This window comes from Acidicapsa acidisoli (assembly GCF_025685625.1).
Classification (GTDB): Bacteria; Acidobacteriota; Terriglobia; order Terriglobales; family Acidobacteriaceae; genus Acidicapsa; species Acidicapsa acidisoli.
The window spans coordinates 792304-810590 of sequence record NZ_JAGSYI010000004.1 but is presented as its reverse complement, the minus strand read 5'-3'; the positions used below and the strand labels follow the sequence as shown (position 1 = coordinate 810590).

The 18287-nt window shown below is 54.6% G+C and carries 15 protein-coding genes; 7 read left to right on the top strand and 8 right to left on the bottom strand.

Annotated elements, in window-relative coordinates; genetic code table 11:
* The first annotated feature begins 835 nt into the window (after positions 1–835).
* Together OHL23_RS25165 and OHL23_RS25160 are read left to right on the top strand one after the other, a co-directional pair.
* A complete protein-coding gene (locus OHL23_RS25165) occupies positions 836–1129 on the top strand; it encodes a YncE family protein (RefSeq protein WP_263354783.1) in 294 nt (97 codons plus the stop codon).
* Positions 1130–1207: 78 nt separating this feature from the next.
* Positions 1208–1450, top strand: coding sequence for a hypothetical protein (locus tag OHL23_RS25160; RefSeq protein ID WP_263354782.1), 243 nt, complete (start codon positions 1208–1210; stop codon positions 1448–1450).
* Between the two features lie 694 nt (positions 1451–2144).
* Here OHL23_RS25160 and OHL23_RS25155 read toward each other — a convergent pair.
* The 6 genes from OHL23_RS25155 to OHL23_RS25130 form a co-directional block, all read right to left on the bottom strand.
* A complete protein-coding gene (locus tag OHL23_RS25155) occupies positions 2145–3419 on the bottom strand; it encodes a carbohydrate porin (RefSeq protein ID WP_263354781.1) in 1275 nt (424 codons plus the stop codon).
* An 809-nt stretch (positions 3420–4228) separates the two neighbouring features.
* On the bottom strand, positions 4229–4858 hold the full coding sequence (locus tag OHL23_RS25150) for a hydrolase (RefSeq protein ID WP_263354780.1): 630 nt from the start codon (positions 4856–4858) through the stop codon (positions 4229–4231).
* A gap of 105 nt (positions 4859–4963) precedes the next feature.
* Positions 4964–5890: a VOC family protein gene (locus OHL23_RS25145; protein ID WP_263354779.1), complete on the bottom strand. Its 927-nt coding sequence runs from the start codon at positions 5888–5890 to the stop codon at positions 4964–4966.
* Positions 5891–6099: 209 nt separating this feature from the next.
* Positions 6100–7092 (bottom strand): cytochrome d ubiquinol oxidase subunit II, encoded by a 993-nt coding sequence (gene cydB / locus OHL23_RS25140; RefSeq protein WP_263354778.1) that lies wholly within the window; start codon positions 7090–7092, stop codon positions 6100–6102.
* Between the two features lie 4 nt (positions 7093–7096).
* Positions 7097–8506 carry a cytochrome ubiquinol oxidase subunit I gene (locus OHL23_RS25135; protein WP_263354777.1) on the bottom strand — a complete coding sequence of 470 codons (1410 nt, stop codon included), beginning with the start codon at positions 8504–8506 and terminating at the stop codon, positions 7097–7099.
* Positions 8503–8691, bottom strand: a complete 189-nt coding sequence (locus tag OHL23_RS25130; protein ID WP_263354776.1) for a hypothetical protein — start codon at positions 8689–8691, stop codon at positions 8503–8505. Before OHL23_RS25130 ends, OHL23_RS25135 begins: the two co-directional genes overlap by 4 nt.
* Positions 8692–9296: 605 nt before the next feature.
* Here OHL23_RS25130 and OHL23_RS25125 point away from each other — a divergent pair.
* The 5 genes from OHL23_RS25125 (at position 9297) to OHL23_RS25105 (ending at position 14343) form a co-directional block, all read left to right on the top strand.
* Entirely contained in the window at positions 9297–9989 is a 693-nt protein-coding gene (locus OHL23_RS25125; RefSeq protein ID WP_263354775.1) for a hydrolase, read from the top strand.
* A gap of 72 nt (positions 9990–10061) precedes the next feature.
* Complete coding sequence (locus OHL23_RS25120) at positions 10062–11873, top strand: amidohydrolase (RefSeq protein ID WP_263354774.1); 1812 nt, start codon at positions 10062–10064, stop codon at positions 11871–11873.
* A 48-nt stretch (positions 11874–11921) separates the two neighbouring features.
* Complete coding sequence (locus OHL23_RS25115) at positions 11922–12182, top strand: XapX domain-containing protein (RefSeq protein WP_263354773.1); 261 nt, start codon at positions 11922–11924, stop codon at positions 12180–12182.
* A gap of 9 nt (positions 12183–12191) precedes the next feature.
* A complete protein-coding gene (locus OHL23_RS25110; protein WP_263354772.1) occupies positions 12192–13613 on the top strand; it encodes an alginate export family protein in 1422 nt (473 codons plus the stop codon).
* A 13-nt stretch (positions 13614–13626) separates the two neighbouring features.
* On the top strand, positions 13627–14343 hold the full coding sequence (locus OHL23_RS25105; RefSeq protein WP_263354771.1) for a YoaK family protein: 717 nt from the start codon (positions 13627–13629) through the stop codon (positions 14341–14343).
* A gap of 227 nt (positions 14344–14570) precedes the next feature.
* On the opposite strand, the gene OHL23_RS29225 is transcribed toward OHL23_RS25105, so the two are convergent.
* Positions 14571–14969 carry a hypothetical protein gene (locus OHL23_RS29225; RefSeq protein WP_317891725.1) on the bottom strand — a complete coding sequence of 133 codons (399 nt, stop codon included), beginning with the start codon at positions 14967–14969 and terminating at the stop codon, positions 14571–14573.
* A 234-nt stretch (positions 14970–15203) separates the two neighbouring features.
* Positions 15204–17963 carry a PAS domain-containing protein gene (locus OHL23_RS25095; RefSeq protein ID WP_263354770.1) on the bottom strand — a complete coding sequence of 920 codons (2760 nt, stop codon included), beginning with the start codon at positions 17961–17963 and terminating at the stop codon, positions 15204–15206.
* Positions 17964–18287 lie beyond the last annotated feature (324 nt).

Sequence of the window (18287 nt, the reverse complement as noted above, 5' to 3'; positions counted from 1 at the left end):
GTTTTGAAGGGTGGGAGGGATTGATGCGTTCGTACCAACGGTATTTCTTCTGGTTTGCCGCACTCGCTATCGCGGGGGCAGCGCCGCGAGCTTTCGTATTTGCCGAGGATACGCCGCCACTGAAATTGGTCAAGACCATCGAGCTTGCGGATATTCACAGTGGTGAACCCGACGTTTCGGCGGATCAACTCGCCAGGAATCTGACCACGACGCGCATGGTCGGAGTTCAGAACCATTTCGACCACCTGACAGCAGACCTGAAAAATAATCGCCTCTTCGTCGTCCCGGAAGATAATAAGACAATCGAGGTCTACGATATTCGCAGCGGCCAATTTGTGCACAGTATCAAGGGAATCGGCGTCGGACATTCGGTCGTATACCGCGCCGACATTGACAGAATTTTCGTGACCGACGGTTCCGACGGCGATTTGAAAATCTTCAACGGAACCACGTACGAACTGCTGAAGACCGTGAAGCTCCTGGCCGATTCGGATGCGACCGGGTATGACCCCGTGACACATAATTTGTACATCGCGGACGGCGGCCTCGATGCGAAACTGAACCGCACGTTCCTGGAAATCGTGAACACCGATACGGGCGAGAGGGTAGGTCAAATCAAGATTGATTCCAATCGCCTGGAGGCCATGGTCGTCGAGAAATCAGGATCGAGATTATTTCTGAATATGACTGAGAAGAATTCTATTGGCGTGATCGATCGCGAGAAGCAGGCAGTAGCCACCGTCTGGCCGCTCACATGTAAGGTGAATGTGTCCGTCGCGATGGACGAAAAAAANAAAAAAACCATAGACTCTTCGCCGCGTGCCGTGATGGAAACATGAATGTGCTGGATTCCAATACCGGAAAGGTGCTGCAGAACCTTCCGATCTCTACCGGGGTCGACGACATGGTATTCGATCCCGCAAGCCAAAGAATTTACGCGGCCGCCGGGGAAGGGTTCGTAAACGTCTTCAAGGAAATCGACGCGGACCACTATCAGGCCATCGGGAAGATTCCCACTGGCCCGCTGGGCAAGACCGGTTTATTGGTGCCGGAACTGAAAGAGTATTTCGTGGCTGTGCCGCCGCATGGGACAACGTGTGCGGAGGTACTGGTCTTCGCTGTGCAATGAGTAGAATCCAGGAACGCCCTTCGGTCGAAGGTGTGCGGGGCCACACCGAGTCGATTTCCAACTCACAAGTCCAGATCCGTGATTTCGACTGGATTAGTCTTCCCCGTTAGCAACGCTATCGGAACCCTCGTGCAGGCGGTTGATCGCTCCGACGTCGATACGGTGATGGTTGCTGGCCAACTCCGGAAGAAGGCTGGCAAGCTCATCAATGTTGACCTCGTCAAACTGCAAACAGAGGTGGAAGCCTCACGTGACTACCTGCTTCGGGTGAGCGGTCTTCTTCCAGACCTTTTCGCCACTGGCGTCACCTACAAGGGCTGACCTTCTTGTGCCGCCTGGCAATCACCGGACGGCACTTTCTTTCGATTTCATCAAGCCTTGAGGTTGTCATGTCCAAGCCCACAGTTGAGCTGACCACATCGCCAGGCGGCATAAAGGATCATCTTTCACGTCCCGCATTTGGCATTGTCGCCGCATTGTTCTGCGGATATCTTTCCGTCGGTCTTCCGCTCCCGGTCCTCCCCTATTCGTTCGTGACAAGCTCAGATTCAGCAATTTGATCGTGGGAGTAGTAATCTGCATCCGGTTTTCTGGCGACCATGCTTAAGCGAAGTTACATTGTGCTGATCGCGGATGGCCATCATTTCCATCGCCTTCAGCGGATCGGTCCCATGGAGTTGGCCAGTGTTTACAAATCCAATCCACCTGGACGTAAAACCGGCTAATCGGATAGGTGACACGGCAACCTGCCTTCGGGTTGCCGACGAAGTGATCCGCGATAATGGATTTTATCGTTCACAAAGCTTGAGTCGGCAAGGCCGCAGCAGGCGTCTGGGGCACTTGTCCGAGAAGCCGGTTTTTCGGCAACTTACCGAAGACACAGGTCGATCTCAATGGGTCAATGAGCGCCTTGGTCTGAAGTCATCATTCGGCCCCTCTCCACGTCAGCTTATGAGTGAGGAGTTGCAAAATCTCGCAACGAAACATCGGCGTCTGGGACTGTATTTCAACACCCTCAGAAGATGATCTCCATCCTCGCGCCGAGCAGAGTCGTGGTGTAGGCTTTGGTTGCATAAGTGGGATGGATGGAGACTTCAAGATCCGGGCCAATGTTTACCCTTTGAGTGAGGCGGAGGCGATAAAAGGACTCAAACACGCTCTCATGATGTTTACCGTGGCTGGCTTCGCTATAGTTGAATCCCATTGCGAACAGGTCTCCGCGACGTCCGAATGGGTGCACCTTAGCCAGACCGACTCCCTCGACTTGCTTAATCGCGGTCCCTGTGCTGGTACTGAGGGCGAACCTCCCGAACGGAGTCCAGCCATTGTAAAATTCGTGGTCCAACCCAACGGCGCCTCCATAACCGCTCCCGCTGCTCTTGGTGTCGTCCCGCCACATACCGACCCGATAATGCCGGTATTGCTCACCGAGTGATCCTGAAGCCCAGCCCACTTCCACGCCTTCCGCATATTTTCGATCGACGAGCGTATCGATATTTCTCTGCTGTGCGCCCTCCGTATCCACAGCGATGGCGTGAATGTAAACATGGCGGGTCGCCTGGAATTCAACCGCGCCGCCGCCGGCGTAGGTTCCGTCGTAAGCGACCGCCAGGTTGCCATCGTTGGCCCCATTCAAGAACTGCGTTCGCTCGTCGTTGTTGAACATGCTGAGAGTGACAAACTCATTGGGATGGATCTTGCCAAGATAAAATGAGAGCCTCTTCTTGAGGAAATCCTGCCGCCAGTAGAGGATGTTCAGGGTGATTGGCTCCTGAGGACCGCCGCCCTGCAGACAGTTCAGATAGAGGCCTGAGCCCAGGCTGTCACTCAGGTTGAATTGCTGACTGCGGCCGATATTTGTGCCGGAGCGAACGAGCAGGCTGATTGATCCGGCGGTACTTCCGTGATCGTACACGCGCAAGGCTCCGGTAAAATCGAGGCGCCCGCCTAACTGGTTATGCCTGATGCCGTCCGGCGTAATGGTCGCGTACTGATTCAGAAACGTATATGTTGCCCCAAATTTCATGTGCGCCAATTGAGAGAGGAGACCCGTGAGCTTGTCGACCGGCTCAAAGATTGGCGCCAGGGGATCGGGGTGGACAAGCGGATCGGCCGGAATCTTCGACAACGCGGCTTCGTCTATGTCGAGCTGCTGCCTCAACTCGTCAGTATCCTGCTTGACCTGAGATGGCTGCCTCGATTGAGGAGCAGAGACAGTGTTCATGTCGACGCTCTGACCAGCGGCGACTGGGCTTGATGCCAGCAAAAGCAGGAGAGACCAGATTCTCAAGTATCGCCTCCGAACTGCCTGTCCATATTACTCAAACGAATTTCGTGAGCGCATCTCGGACCTTAGATAAGCACAACTCGGAGCGACCTACGATTTAAGGGATGCATTTTGGCAAGGTGCTCCTTTTTCAACTGTCGAGAATCATCTCTAGCTCAGAGCAACTCAATAATCGGCATCCCACACACGTGCCTGCCCGGAATCCGTTGCCGACGTAGCCGTATACCAAATCATCGCAAAGCCGGTTTCAAGCCTAGGTCGACTGGTCAATAGGATCGTGGTCACACGCTACCGAATCGCACTCGAACAGTACCCGTACGCCCCGTCGACGATTAACCTGAGATTAGTTGCGATACGCCGGCTGGCGTATGAAGCATCCGATTGCGGACTTGTTAGCCCGGATCTTGCGGCAGGCATTCAGCGTGAAGGACGTCCGCTGGCTGGGAGTGAGTGTCGGGAATTAGCTGACCGCGGAGGAGGGCAAGAAGTTACTCGGCGCTGAAACAGTTGAGACCTTCGGTGCGTCATTCTGCCAGTCGCCGAAGGCCGCCGCAGCATCGAGCACCTTATTTGCTTCCTGCCCCCCTGCGTGTAAGCGCTTTGGCCTGCAAGCAGGACGGCGATCCCGCCAATGAGGATCGCAGATAAATTTTCCCCGGTGTAAGTAGACCTTTTGGGCCGAGGATTCCATGACGATGGACGTGTTGCATGACTGGTTCCTTTCTTGTTTGAACCTCAGGCTTCTGCATCGTCCATGGGAGAGGTGCGCCAAGGTCTAGGAATAGCGTGGCGCCCGAACTCAAGTTTTATATCTATCCTGGATGGATCATTTCGCGAGCATAGGCAAGTCCCATGCCATATCCGCCACCGTTTTCGACGACGATGGCGCGAGCCGCTTCGTAAGTGCCGTGGCGTGTCCAGTCGCGCTGAAACTCGAGAAGTACCTGAATCCAGTTCGTGAGTTGGGCACCCGCCTGCTCCAGCCTTCGCAAGGCGAGTTCGTGGCTGATCGGTGTGAGCCCACCACAAGCGTCGGCTACGACAAACACTTCATACCCTTCCCTGACGGCTGAGAGCGCCGGGAACGAGACACAGGCCTCCGTCAGCAGACCGGCAACGAGCAATCGCCTGCGGCCCGTGGCCTCAACTGCGCCGCGTGCGGTGTCGTCTTCCCATGCATTCATGTTTCGGCGCTCAATCGCCTTTACATCAGGAAGCGCTGCCTGGACTTGCGGGAACAACGGCCCGCTGTAGACCTTTGACGCGGATGTTGTGGCGATCACCGGCACACCGAATGCTACAGCCGTCTTGGCGAGGGCGACCGCATTGTTAAGCAGCACCTGCCGGGAAATGGACTCTGTGCCAAATCCGAGGCCTGCTTGCAAGTCCACAAGCAGCATTACACAGTCTTCAGGTTTCAATAACGTCTCAATTCCATTCATCGGACTCTCCTGATTTGACGGTTCAATGTTAGTTATTGAAACGACGATCGACCGCAATCGCCATAATGAGAGATCGCTATCTTGCACTGTCAATCTGCGCTGCGGTCAATGGTTCGCTGCAGAAACGGGCGAGTGAATCTCAGCGATATAGCCTCCTGGGAATTGCACAATCGCCGACATACGCCCATGGGAGTTGAGAGGCGGAACCAGGACCTTGGCTCCAAGAGACGATGCCCTCTCAAGCGTTGCTGCCAAATCATCCACCTCGTAGCCGGTAGTCTCTCGCCCGTAGGGATACGGCAAGTGACCGTCGGTGACAAGGACCAGAAGCTTGCCAAAAGTAGAACTTACTCCAATCCGGCGAAACGTCGTGCCGGGCTTGCCGATCTCGTCTCCCGGCGCGGCGCTCTCATCGGACACAACCGATCCGCTCGAGAAGGCCACAAAACTACGAAGAAACGTGTCTGCGGCATCCTGTGACACATACACGCGATTCTCCGGCACATGCGCAAAGGGCGCATACGATGGCGCCTTCGTATGCCAGTAGATCTGCGTCATCACACCGCCCGGGAACTGGATCACGGCATCCACGCCGATCGGATCCGGAAACTGCGTCACCACCACTTCTGCTCCGCTGTCCCGTGCTGCCTTGATCGCTGCATCCATGTTCGCGATAAGATATCCCGTGCGCTCCGCGCCGAAGGGCGCGGGTATCGGCGTCTTGAACCCGAACAGCGATACAGTCCCAACAGGTGTTTGCAGCAGTTGCGATGTAGTACTGCTGGGGGTCGGCGTCACCGTGGCAACGACTTGGTTCGTGCTCTTGCCTCCGAAGGTGCCCAGAAAGCTCGCAACAAATGCATTCACGTCCGATGGCGCGACGTAGACATGGGTAGTGTCGTACTGCGGTCCGATGGCGACGTTTGAAACGGAGGCTCTGCCTTGCGGGCTCCGCGCCCACCCGAGCTCCGAGCGGTTCGCGAAGCTGAAAACGAGCAAGACCAAAGTGAAGAGACGGCGAGTGCGATACATAGCCTTACTTCCTCCTGAAGCTCCTGACTCTTACGTCACGGTTGGTAGATCTTGATTCCCTTTGAATACATCGCATGGAAAGCGCGGTTGTCCGCTGACCCATCAAAGGAGCCGTAAAGCAGTTCGTAGTAAATACGTGACCAAGGCAAAGACGATCAATGAGCTCATGTAAATTCCCGTGAACCACAGGAACTGCCTTTTCTGCGTACTCATGCGTCCCATCCCTTCTCCGGTGTCTTGCCACGAAATACCCAGTAAGCAAAGAAGGAATATCCGAGAACCACGGGTGTGACAAGGATTGCTCCGGTGAGCACGAATATCTGGCTCAGGTGAGAGCTTGACGCAGTCCAAATGGAAACTCGAAATGGCACTATCATTGGAAACACAATAGTAGCGATTCCGGCGATTCCAGCAGCGATCATTACCAGGCCCGCAGCCAGGGGACGAATGTCAGGGCGCTTCCCGATACTCCCAAAGAGAACAATAGTTGCTGCCAGCATTGTGCAGCTTGCTATTGCGAGCAAGATGGGATGAGCTTGCCATGCCGTCAGGATACCGGGCTGAACGGAGAGCGAGATTCCGGCAGCAACACAAAAGGACATAAAGAAAAGCGGCAGCGCGATGTGCAGCGCCCGCGCCGAAAACCCGTGGAGCAACGCTGTCGCTTTCAATTGAAGCCAACAGCCGCCAAGGACCACATATCCTGCAACGACGCAAATGGCGCAAAGTGCCGGAAAAGGCCGGAAGCAATCAACGACGCTGCCGCTGAACGTGACGCCATCGACCGATATACCCTGGAGCACATCGCCCAGAATGAGTCCTTGCATACACGCTGCGACGATTGAACCGATGGCAAAGATCGCGTCCCACCTACGGCGGTAGCGCTTCATCTGGGCGCGAAACTCGAATGAGACTCCGCGTAAACCCAGCGCCAGCAGCATCACGATGATCGGAATATAGAGGGCGGGCATGAGAATGCCATAGGCAGTCGGAAAAGCCGCCAACAGCGTCACGCCGGTCATAATCAGCCAAGTCTCGTTGCCGTCCCACGTCGGCGTGATGGAATCGACCATATGGTCTCTCGATTTCTCGTGCGGTTGCAACAAGAGCAAGGCGCCCACTCCGAGATCAAAGCCATCGAGTAACACATAAAACGTTACTGATAGTGCAGCAAATCCGGCACAAAGGAGGGGAAGGTTCATCTCGCTATCTCCTTAACGCGACATTGGCGTTCGCGCTGTCTAACACCAGTGGACGGAGTGCATTCTTGAGAGACCCCGAGGCCTCGGCATGGGCAGGGCTCGACTCCGGGCCCCTCCGGATGATACGCGCTACGAAAATGAGAAATGCAGCCATGAAGAAAGCATAGATGCAGAAAAACGCGATCAGCGTCGCCAGCAACGTCTGTGCTGGGACGGGCGAAACGGCATCGACGGTTCTCAACATGCCAAATATGACCCAGGGCTGGCGGCCGGTCTCGGCCAGATACCATCCTCCAAGCGTCGCGACAATACCCGAAGGTGTCATGACCACAAGACAGCGGAGGAACCATTTCGCTATGAAGAGCCGGCGTTTCCATCTAAGCCACAAAGAGGCTATCGCTACGGCGAACATCAGAATGGCGATACCGTACATAATTCGCAATCCATAAAAGACCATGCCCATGATCGGTTGCTGGTCCTGCGGAGTGTTCGCCAGCCCGTGCACGCGACCATGAAGGCTGTGCGTGAGCCAGATACTGCCCAGATACGGGACACCAACAGCGAGGCGATTACGCTGTTGCTTCTGGTCAGGGACAATCACCCAGTAGTATGGTGCAGGGGATGCTGATTCCTTCTCCCAAAAACCCTCGGCTGCCTGCATCTTTGAGGGTTGGAGTTTGAGCATCGTACCGTAGAGAATGTCGCCTATAAAGACCTGCCCCACGATAAGCACAGTTGCGAACGCTGTGCCAAGCGCAACGCTCTTTTTCGCAAATGCAAGATGCTTGCCGCGCAATAAGTAAAACGCGCCGACCCCGGCCACCAGAAAGGAAGCTGTAAGGTATGCGGCGGACAGCATATGGGGCAAGCGGACCAACCAGGATGGGTTGTTCACGACACGCCACCAGTCGATCACGACCAAACGACCGTTCTGAACCGCCACACCATCCGGAGTCTGCATCCAGCTGTTTGCGGAGAGAATCCATGAAGCCGACAACAAAGTACCAAGTGCCACCATGCAAGTAGCGAAATGGTGGAGTTTCGGACCAACTCGATGCATACCGAAAAGCATGATCCCGAGGAATCCGGCCTCAAGAAAGAAAGAAGTTAGAACCTCGAGTGCAATCATCGGACCAATCGCCGGCCCGGCAAGCTGTGCGAACCGAGCAAAGCCCAGACCAAACTCGAATGAGAGAACGATGCCGGTTACAACACCGACTCCAAAACCCATTGCGAAAATGCTGAGCCAGAAACGATAGATTTGCAAATAAAGTTCGTCTTTTGTCTTGAGCCATAGCCCTTCAATTACCGCAAGGAACATGGCAAGCCCAATGGACATCGTTGGAAAAATAATATGAAAGCTCACCGTGAAGGCGAATTGCACCCGGGCAAGCGTAGCGGAATTCAGAGTCATCTCGCGTCTCCTTCCCCAGGAAGCTGGCGCACGATGATCGCGGCACCAATGACAGTGACAAGCAGCCCTGCGATCGCAAACCCAAGTCCGAACACACCAATGATCACGAAGAAGATAATCGTGCCCACGACCGTGGGAACCAGAAAGCTCAAAGTCTTCGTGAAAATAGCAGAAAAAGTCTTCAAGATAGGTATCCCTCCAGTTCCCTTAATGCAGCAGTCAACTTCAAGCCGCTCTTATCCGCTACGATCTTCCTCGACGCTGTGACGAGCGCCGCGTATATTTCATGCCGCGTCCAATCGCGCCGGAACTCAAGCAGGACCTGTAGCCGACTGTGAATTTCGCTCCTGCCGCTTCCATTCTGTGAAGAGCCAGATCCTAGCCATCAGCGGTGAGTCCGCCTCAGCTGGGGAATGAGTCCAAGGCCGCGAGCGCATTTTCGAGCTGCGGCCGAAATCATCCTTCCACGCTTTTGTTCAGTTGTAACTACCAGAAACATGTAATGCAATTACCAGAAGCATGTAATATCCATGCTCTTTTCCTTCTTCTACTATCGCGTTCATTGATCGCAGGTCCTCGATCCAAAATGCACCAATGCGGAACGGCATTCCTTCAATTTGAACGTCAGGACCTGACTGAACGGGTCAACCCAATGAGGACGAAACTCTTGACTCGGTCTGGCGTGTCAGCTAAGTCGCAACTACCGCGAGAATCACTCAGGGATTTGGACTCAGCTGAGGCAAGAGCCAGCGAGCCACCGTCACGAATATGCAAAGGAATTGGAGGGAACATGAAACTGGAGCCAAGAAGCGAAAAGGGGCTGCTGACGCCGGACAACTGTGTCATCACCCTGATTGATCATCAGCCGCAAATGCTGTTTGGTGTCACCAGCATCGACAGACAGTCGCTCATCAACAACGTTGTGGGCTTTGCCAAAGCCGCCAGGATCTTCGATGTTCCCCTGATCCTGAGCACTGTTGAAACAAAATCGTTTAGTGGAAATATCTGGCCTCAATTGCAGGCAATCTATCCCGATCAAGTGCCGATTGAGCGCAGCTTCATGAACTCATGGGATGACGAGAAGTTCGTAGCTGCGGTGAAGAAGACAGGGCGCAAGAAGATTTTGCTCGCTGGTCTCTGGACCCAGGTATGCGTAGCATTTCCAACGATTCAGGCGATCCACGATGGCTATGAGGTTTATGTCCTTGAGGATCTGTGCGGTGACCTGGACGAAAGGATTCATCAGGCAGCGATGCGACGGGTCGAGCAGGCGGGAGCAAAACCGGTTACTTGGATTCAGGTGATGCTTGAGTGGCAGCGCGACTGGGCAAAGAGGGGTACGTATGACGCCGTGATGGATGTTGTGAAGCACTATGCCGGTGGTTACGGCATGGGTGTCGAATACGCCTACACAATGGTCCACGGCGCCTCGCCCACGGTTCATCCCGGCTGGGAAGTTCCGGCGGAGCTGGTTCACAGCTAGCCAACCCAAACAAAGGGCCGGTGAATCGACCGGCCCTACCTTCCGACAAAAAACAAACGTGCGGAGGCGTTCATGGGAATTTTCAGAATCTTTCACAACGGTAAGATTGCGACCAATTCAAAGCCATATTTCGCCGAGGCCATTGCCGTAGAGGACGGGAAGATCTCTTCGGTGGGACGAAACCCAGAGGTTCTTCGTTTGAAGAATTCCGACACAGAGACAATTGACTTGCGTGGCCAAACAGTCATTCCTGGGTTGAACGACTCGCATCTGCACATCATTCGGGGTGGCTTGCACTTCAACCTGGAACTTCGATGGGACGGAGTACCCTCATTGGCCGATGCGCTTCGGATGCTCAAAGAACAGGCGGCGCGCACTCCTGCCCCGCAGTGGGTACGCGTGGTAGGTGGCTGGAACGAATTTCAATTCGCTGAGCGGCGCATGCCAACGCTTGAGGAAATCAACGCGGTGGCGCCGGAGACGCCGGTCTTTGTCTTGCATTTATATGATCGCGCATTTTTGAATGCGGCCGCTCTCCGCGCAGTGGGATATACGAAGGACACCCCCAATCCTCCCGGTGGAGAGATTCAGCGCGACAAACAGGGTAATCCCACCGGCATGTTGATCGCGCGGCCGAACGCAGGAGTTCTCTACTCAACACTTGCGAAGGGGCCAGTGCTTCCGTTTGAAGATCAGCTTATCTCGACACGGCACTTCATGCGTGAAATGAACCGCCTTGGCGTGACCAGCGCCATTGATGCAGGCGGAGGATTTCAAAATTATCCCGACGATTATGGCGTAATCACTGAACTGCATCGCCGCAATCAGATGACTGTGAGGGTCGCCTACAATCTCTTCACGCAGCGCCCCAAGCACGAACTCGATGACTTCAAGCGATGGACTGGCAGCACAAAACTCCATCAGGGAGACAGCACCTTCCGGCTGAACGGCGCCGGCGAAATGCTGGTCTTCTCAGCTGCGGACTTCGAAGACTTTCTGGAGCCGCGACCTGATTTGAACAGGGTGCTGGAAAGTGAACTCGAGGCAGTCATTCGCCATCTTGCAGCCGCACACTGGCCGTTTCGCCTGCACGCAACCTATAACGAATCGATAGAGCGCTTTCTCAATGTTTTTGAGAAAGTGAACGCCGACATTCCGTTCAATGGAATGCACTGGTTCTTAGATCACGCGGAAACAATCAGCGATCGAAATATAGAGCGAGTGGTTGCGCTGAGTGGCGGCATTGCTGTGCAACATCGTATGGCATACCAGGGCGAGTATTTTGTCGACCGCTATGGTGCGGACGCAGCGCGTAGGACACCGCCGATCCGGCGAATGCTGGATCTCGGGTGCCCTGTGGGAGCCGGGACAGACGCGACACGTGTTGCCAGCTTCAATCCATTCGTAAGCCTCTACTGGCTTGTGACTGGAAAGACGGTTGGAGGGCTGGAACTCTACCCGGAAAAGAACCGGTTGACACGAGAAGAGGCGCTGCGGCTTTACACGCAGGGAAGCAGCTGGTTCTCGACCGAGGATGGCGCCAAGGGCGGACTCTACGAAGGCCAGATGGCGGACTTCGCCGTGCTGACCAACGACTATTTCAAGATCCCGGCCGAAGAGATCAAGAACCTTGAGTCTCAATTGACGGTGGTGGGAGGAGAAGTTGTTCACGCAAACCATGACTTTCAGTCACTTGCTCCGCCACCTCTACCGGCAGCGCTGGATTGGGCTCCAACCGCGCATTATGGGGGCTATCACCGGGTAGATGCCACCGCTGCGAGGCCGCTTATTCATCATTGCGAGGGACACCCGCACGGTACGCCGAATCGGCAGAAGTTAGGTGAAGCGATCTGGGGATTGGGATGCGATTGTTTCGCGTTCTGACGTAATGCATCTCGGGTGCCGCAGTTCACAAGAGATGGGGAGGATGCAATGAAAGCTCTGCTCATATCATTTGCAGTTGGAACATTTGTGGGCGTGCTGTATGGAATCATCAAGGTGAAGAGCCCAGCACCGCCCATCGTTGCTTTGCTCGGACTTCTCGGCATGGTGATAGGCGAGCAGGTGGGTGGTTGGGTTCACACCAGGAACGCAAATGTGGCTCACGCTGCAGCGGCATGCCTTTCAGGCAAGCGCTGGGATACACCTGTCAAGGTGGCAGAGCAGGTTCCCGGTTTACCCCGAGCCGAGTGAGAGGTCGTTTTGAACAAGTCTCTCTGTGCAACAGCCCTCATTCTGTTGGCCGGGCCAGCGCTCACTGCGCTACGGGCACAGCAGATTGTGCAGGCACCTGCCCCCGATCGCAGCTACAAGCTACTTCGATCGGACGAAGACTGGAACTTTCTTCGCGATAAGAGTCTGCAAACCGACTTCTGGGACCCGATCAAGTACATTCCGCTGCGGAAGACGGACAAGAATTGGTTCGTCACCTTCGGCGGCGAAGCACGCGAGACCTGGGAACAGATTGGGAACGACAACTGGGGACAGTCGCCCTTAATGAACGGGTATCTGAATGAGAGATACATGCTCTATGCCGATCTGCATTATGGCCCTCATGTCCGCACGTTCCTCGAATTGAAGAGTGGTATTAACTCCTGGCGAGCGGGAGGCCCTCGCCCTATAGACGAGAAGAGACTTGATTTTCAGGCGGGGTTTCTTGAGGTTGGCGGTGAGTCTTCCTGGGGGTCGGTGCATGTGAGAGCCGGCCGACAGGAACTGGAGTATGGCTCCGGTCGCATCGTGGATGTACGCGAAGGCCCCAATGTGAGGCTCAGCTTTGACGGGTTCCTGGTGCGCACCAAGATTCATGCATGGAAGGTAGACGGGCTTGCGATGCGGCCTGACGAAGATAATCCAGGATTCTTCGACAACGCTCCAAATCACACCGTAGGCTTCTGGGGCGCATATGCAAGCGGTCCCATTCCCGACAAAGTGCAGTTGGACCTTTACTACTTGGGTCAGGATCGGAAAGACGGCGCTTATGAGAGAGGATCGGCGCACGAGGTCCGGCATACACTAGGCACGAGAGTATCGAAGCCTGTCGCCAGCGAACACCCCGGCTGGGATTTTGATAATGAAGCACTTTGGCAGTTCGGCAGCTTCGGAACGGTAGACATTCGCGCCTGGAGTGTCGCAACAGAAACGGGCTATAGGATTCCCACGATTCCGCTGAAGCCGCGATTCAGCGCAAAAGCGGACATCTCAAGCGGAGACCATCCAGCGACGAACACGCTGGGCACTTTCAATCCGCTTTACCCCAAAGGCAACTACTTCGGCGTCCTGGCGACAACAGGTCCAGGGCCAATCAACTTCATCGACGTTCATCCTCACGTAGAAGCATCTGCTCCGCACAATGTCTCGTTGTCATTTGACTGGATCTTCCAATGGAGACAGAGCCTGGAAGACGGCGTATATGCCGTACCCGGATTCCTGATCAGAGCTGCGGATGGTAGCCACGCCCGATTCGTTGGAAACAGGCCTGGCACCGAGATACGATGGCAGACGAATCGTCACCTCTGGTTCCAGGGAGACTACGGAATCTTCTACGCGGGCCGTTTTCTCAAGGAAACACAACCCGGCCGCAATCTGAACTACTGGGCGTTTTGGGCAGGCTATAAGTTCTGAAAATGGAGACTTGATGGATTCCCTCACAAAAAGCGAACGCATCCTTCATGGCTCTCTCTATTGCCTGACGTTCGTAACTGGCTTGGTCGATGCCGGCAGTTACGTGGCAATGGGGCACGTCTTCACGGCCAACATGACTGGCAATGTCGTCTTTCTAGGTTTTGCATTCGGAGGAGTGCCGGGTTTGTCGATTGGGCGATCTGCAACCGCTCTTGGATTCGCGCTTGTTGGCGGATTTCTTGCAGGGAAATTAGATTCCTGGCTTGGCAGAAGACGACGAAACATATGGCTTGCGGCCGCCTTGGCCATTGAGGCAATTCTTCTCCTCGGGGCAATGACGGTCTCTTGGTACTCCGAGAGCCGGGGAGGGCAGCAGATCTCCACGGCTCTTTACGGGATCATCGCCCTAACCGCGCTGGGAATGGGGATGCGCAACGGTACGGTCAGACTTCTCGCAGTGCCAGAACTAACGACAACCGTACTTACCCTCACGGTTGCGGCACTGGCCTTCGACTTTTCACTCACGCCAGGAAACAATCCCAGGTGGCGCCGGCGAGTCGGCTCAGTCTTCATGATGTTTTCAGGAGCCTTTGTCGGCGTTCAAATGTTAAGGCACTCTTTGGTGCTCCTGCTCGGTGCCTCAGCCATTCTGACTGCGTTCTGCGTGCTGGCCCAAATCTACCGCGAGGAGACGCAGCACGAGGCTGGATTGCGTGCTTCGCAAAGCTGACGTTTCAGAAGATTGCTTCTCCACCATTTAAATCCGGATCACCAACCAGGCAAGGCAAAATGCCATGGCCTGCTTGACGACTGCGAAGACTATAGCCAATGCTGCATACACCGACGACAGCCCCGGGCCAGTTTCCCGCTACTTCTCTATGAGCTTTGTACCCTGCGGAGTTTAGCTTCGGATGAATGCCAGCAGGTCCGCATTGATCACGTCGGCATTCGTGGTGATCATGCCGTGAGAAAACCCGGGTAGATCTTGAGCGTCCCATGCTTGAGCAGCTTTGCCTGTAGCAGCGCAGCGTCTTTGTAAGGGACAATCTGATCGTCGTCGCCTTGCATCACGAGCGTTGGTACTGTGATCGCTTTCAGATCGTCAGTCTGGTCTGTCTCCGAGAAGGCCTTGATGCCTTCAAAGCGAGCGAGCGCGCTGCCCAGACGGCAGGTGTAGGGCGGGCAGCGTCTCACCGTCGCTGAAGGGGAAATGAGGTACCGTAAAGGTGCCTTCTTTCGCCTGTGCCGTCCACACATCTGCAGTCTGGCAGCCGCAGAGTGCGTCCAGGGCAGGCCGGCGAGGAGAAGAACGGCAACCCGAAATGCAGATTGTCCGGAGAGGAAATGTGGGGTCATGCGAAGCCTCAAGTTGAAACTCGTAAGGTGTGCGTCTGAGAGCAAAACGCCAATGACACGGCGATACTAGCAACGCCGGGGAGCGAGGTACATTACATGTTCCTGTCAGAGGTGTGCTCGAAACTTTTGATCCGCAAACCCAGGTCCATTGCTGACAGCGCATTCAGGCATGATGCAGAAGAATATCGAAAGGTGCCACCGGCCGGAATCGCGCAATTTGATGGGGTGGTGGCATCAAATCCAGAAGCCTCCAGATTGATTCGCTTTACTTGGATCTTCACTCATCGGAGGGAGCGGTAGGGCTACATTGAACCGCGCACCGCCATCTGGACCATTCTCCGCCCAAAGCCGCCCGCCATGCGCTTCGACAATCGAGCGTGACACGGCCAAACCTATACCCATGCCATTCTCTTTTGTCGTCATAAAGGCGTCGAAGATTTGGTCCGGGAAATCCACTCCAGGCCCGTTATCGATCACTTGAATTAACATTCCGCTTGAATCCGTCGTCGCCCGGAGGACGACTAGCGGAGCCACTTCTTGTCCCTCCATGGCCTCGATAGCATTCACGATTAGATTAATGAAGACCTGCTGGATTTGAATCTGGTCGACACGGACCATTGGGAGAGGCTCTTCGAAGTCGCACTCGATGAGTAGGTCACGCTTTTGGGGATCCTCTTGTACAATTCGGACCACTTCATGCAGTAGGTGTGGAATGTTGACATTCTTCTTGTCGGAGGACTCCTGCTTGAAGAGTGCTCGAATATGTTGCATCGTTTCGTCCGCGGCGCGGGCTGCTCGTATAGTCCGTTCAATCGACGAATTCACCTCCGTTATCTTCGGGGGAGTCGCGATCAACCATCTTCTCGCCGCCTGTGCATTTGCAATTATCGACGTGAGTGGCTGGTTCAGTTCGTGCGCGATCGAGGCTGCAAGTTCAGCGACGGTGGCCAATCGCGAAGCCTTTGCGAGTTTTATACTCGTGTCGCGAAGATGATCCTCTACTCGTTTTCTCTCGTCGATGTCGATCGAGAGGCCATACCACTGAATGATCTTGCCGTGGAGATCACGCAAAGGCTCGGCCGTCGAGTGATGCCACCGGTACTCTCCATCTGCGCGTCGCAAGCGGTGGATTGCGCTATATGACTCTCCAGAGCTGATTGCCTTGGCGAACGACTCCGCAGTCTCTTCCCTATCCTCTGGATGAGTGAATCCCTCCCACAGGCGTTTGACCAATTCTTCTGAGGGGACGCCACAATAATCAAGGATCCTTCGGGAGACATGAGTTGCTTCTCCTGTCGGCGACGTTGACCAGAGCATTGAGGGAATGGTTTCGATCATTCCAACCAGCTCATGCTCTCGTATCTGAAGAGCGTGTTCAGTCTCCTTGAATGAATTGACATCGAAGAGAATCCCATACCATTTAACGATCTTCCCTTCGTCATCACGAAGAGGGAGATTACGGTTCAAGAACCAGCGGTAGACTCCGTCAGCGCGACGGCAACGTAGCTCCTGCTCAACAGGTTCTCCTGAGGCCAACCCAGCCTGCCAGTTTGCCGATACTCGATCAATGTCATCGGGATGGACCACTCGCGCCCAGCCCCATCCCATTGCCTCTTCTCTGGTCTGGCCGAAGTAGTCCAACCATCGCTGGCTCAGATAGTCGGCTGTTCCGTCAGGCAAAGCGGTCACCACGTATGCTGGCATTACATCAATGAGTGTCTGAAGCTCTCTCTCGTTGCGCCGGATCTTCTCTTCCGCAGTTATACGCTCGGTAATGTCGGTCACCGCCCCGGCAAACTCAAGCTCATGGCAAGCAGTTAGCAACGGCTTTGCGCGAAAGTGGAGATGCTTCACACGACCGTCTGCAAAGAGCAGACGATGGGTGAAATCGATGGCTCCTTCGGTGCAGGAAGCCCGCTCTGCCGTCTCACGCACCAAGATGCGATCCTCGGGATGAGTTCGTTCTATGATCTTGTCAATTGTCAACTTCTCCGCAGGCTCGTATTCGAAAATCCGGTAGGTTTCTTCCGAACAGACAAGCTCTTCACCGCTTGGATTCCATCCGAAACTGCCCGTTCGACTCAAACTTTGTGCTTCCGCCAAATGGGCTTCGCGACGTCTGAGTTCTTGTGTCAAAACTTCATGGTCGGTAACATCAATTCCAACGCCAATTCTTCTAGAGGCGGGATTGTCTGAAATCGCAGTTCCGACGCATCGGACATAGCGAACATCTCCGCCTGCACGCACGATGCGCTTAGTCACATCAAATCCAGAACTGCCTGAGAGCATTCGCTTCATCATCGAGGCCATGAATTCGCGATCCTCAGGATGCACGAGCGCCAGGTATTGCTCAGAGTTTGGCGGTTCATTTAGTGGATCAAGACCGTGTATTTGAAAAAGCTCATGGGACCAGTGCTCGAATCCAGTTGCAGGGTCAAATACCCAGCTCCCGATATGCCCGAGACGTTGTGCTTCGGCTAAATAGAACTCGCTCCTCTGCGATTCCTTGGTGCCCTTTATGAGTTGTTCCTCTGCCCTCTTCCGATCATCAATGTCGATACTCGAACCATTCCACTTAATAAGGTTTCCAGCACCATTGAATACCGGAACTCTGTGGTGCAACATCCATCGATAGACACCATCGGCTCTTCGCACTCGTGATGTGTCCTCAAAGGGCTCTCTCTTGGCAAAGGACTCGCGCATCTTTTGCACAAAGGCTTCGACGTCGTCAGGATGAATACAAGAAGTCCAGCCCCATCCCAATAATCTCTTCACCGGCACGCCGGTGAAGTTGAGCCATGTCTGATTAAAGAAATCGAGGTAACCATCCGGCCGTGCTGTATGGAGAAGCGCCGGGGACGAGTCGACAATTTGGCGGAAAAATAGGCTCTGATCGTCAATCGGGATCGGGTTGTCTATCGCCACGGTGGAAGCCGCAAACCCATTTGAATTGATCCGATTTTCAGAGTCAGAAACCTGTGCCGACCTCAGCATGGAAGGACTCCCTCTCGGTTGCATTGAGAATTGTCAGGCGAACGATGTGGGACTGGACGAGGATGGCAAGCGAGCGTGGCGACTCTTCAATGACGGCACGTATCAAACCGGCTGAAAGCCGCCACCCGGCCAAATCACTCCTTCAACGGCCTTTTTCAATTTGGCCCGACATGTCGATGCAGTAAATGGAACGGGTCTTAATTAAAGATTAATTGCATTAAACCCTATAGAATGAGGGGATTTGAGACGACTTCTCCTCCGTGTCCGTTACAATTTGGGTGTCCGCTGTCGCCTTTGGGTTCCCGGTTCGCAAGAATCCTAGGG

Excerpts from the sequence above, each read along its gene's own strand:
- OHL23_RS25145 (WP_263354779.1), bottom strand. The coding sequence starts at position 5,890 with ATGTATCGCACTCGCCGTCTCTTCACTTTGGTCTTGCTCGTTTTCAGC.
- OHL23_RS25165 (WP_263354783.1), top strand. The coding sequence starts at position 836 with ATGAATGTGCTGGATTCCAATACCGGAAAGGTGCTGCAGAACCTTCCG.
- OHL23_RS25105 (WP_263354771.1), top strand. The coding sequence starts at position 13,627 with ATGGATTCCCTCACAAAAAGCGAACGCATCCTTCATGGCTCTCTCTAT.
- cydB (WP_263354778.1), bottom strand. The coding sequence starts at position 7,092 with ATGAACCTTCCCCTCCTTTGTGCCGGATTTGCTGCACTATCAGTAACG.
- OHL23_RS29225 (WP_317891725.1), bottom strand. The coding sequence starts at position 14,969 with ATGACCCCACATTTCCTCTCCGGACAATCTGCATTTCGGGTTGCCGTT.
- OHL23_RS25120 (WP_263354774.1), top strand. The coding sequence starts at position 10,062 with ATGGGAATTTTCAGAATCTTTCACAACGGTAAGATTGCGACCAATTCA.
- OHL23_RS25125 (WP_263354775.1), top strand. The coding sequence starts at position 9,297 with ATGAAACTGGAGCCAAGAAGCGAAAAGGGGCTGCTGACGCCGGACAAC.
- OHL23_RS25095 (WP_263354770.1), bottom strand. The coding sequence starts at position 17,963 with ATGCTGAGGTCGGCACAGGTTTCTGACTCTGAAAATCGGATCAATTCA.
- OHL23_RS25135 (WP_263354777.1), bottom strand. The coding sequence starts at position 8,506 with ATGACTCTGAATTCCGCTACGCTTGCCCGGGTGCAATTCGCCTTCACG.
- OHL23_RS25150 (WP_263354780.1), bottom strand. The coding sequence starts at position 4,858 with ATGAATGGAATTGAGACGTTATTGAAACCTGAAGACTGTGTAATGCTG.
- OHL23_RS25115 (WP_263354773.1), top strand. The coding sequence starts at position 11,922 with ATGAAAGCTCTGCTCATATCATTTGCAGTTGGAACATTTGTGGGCGTG.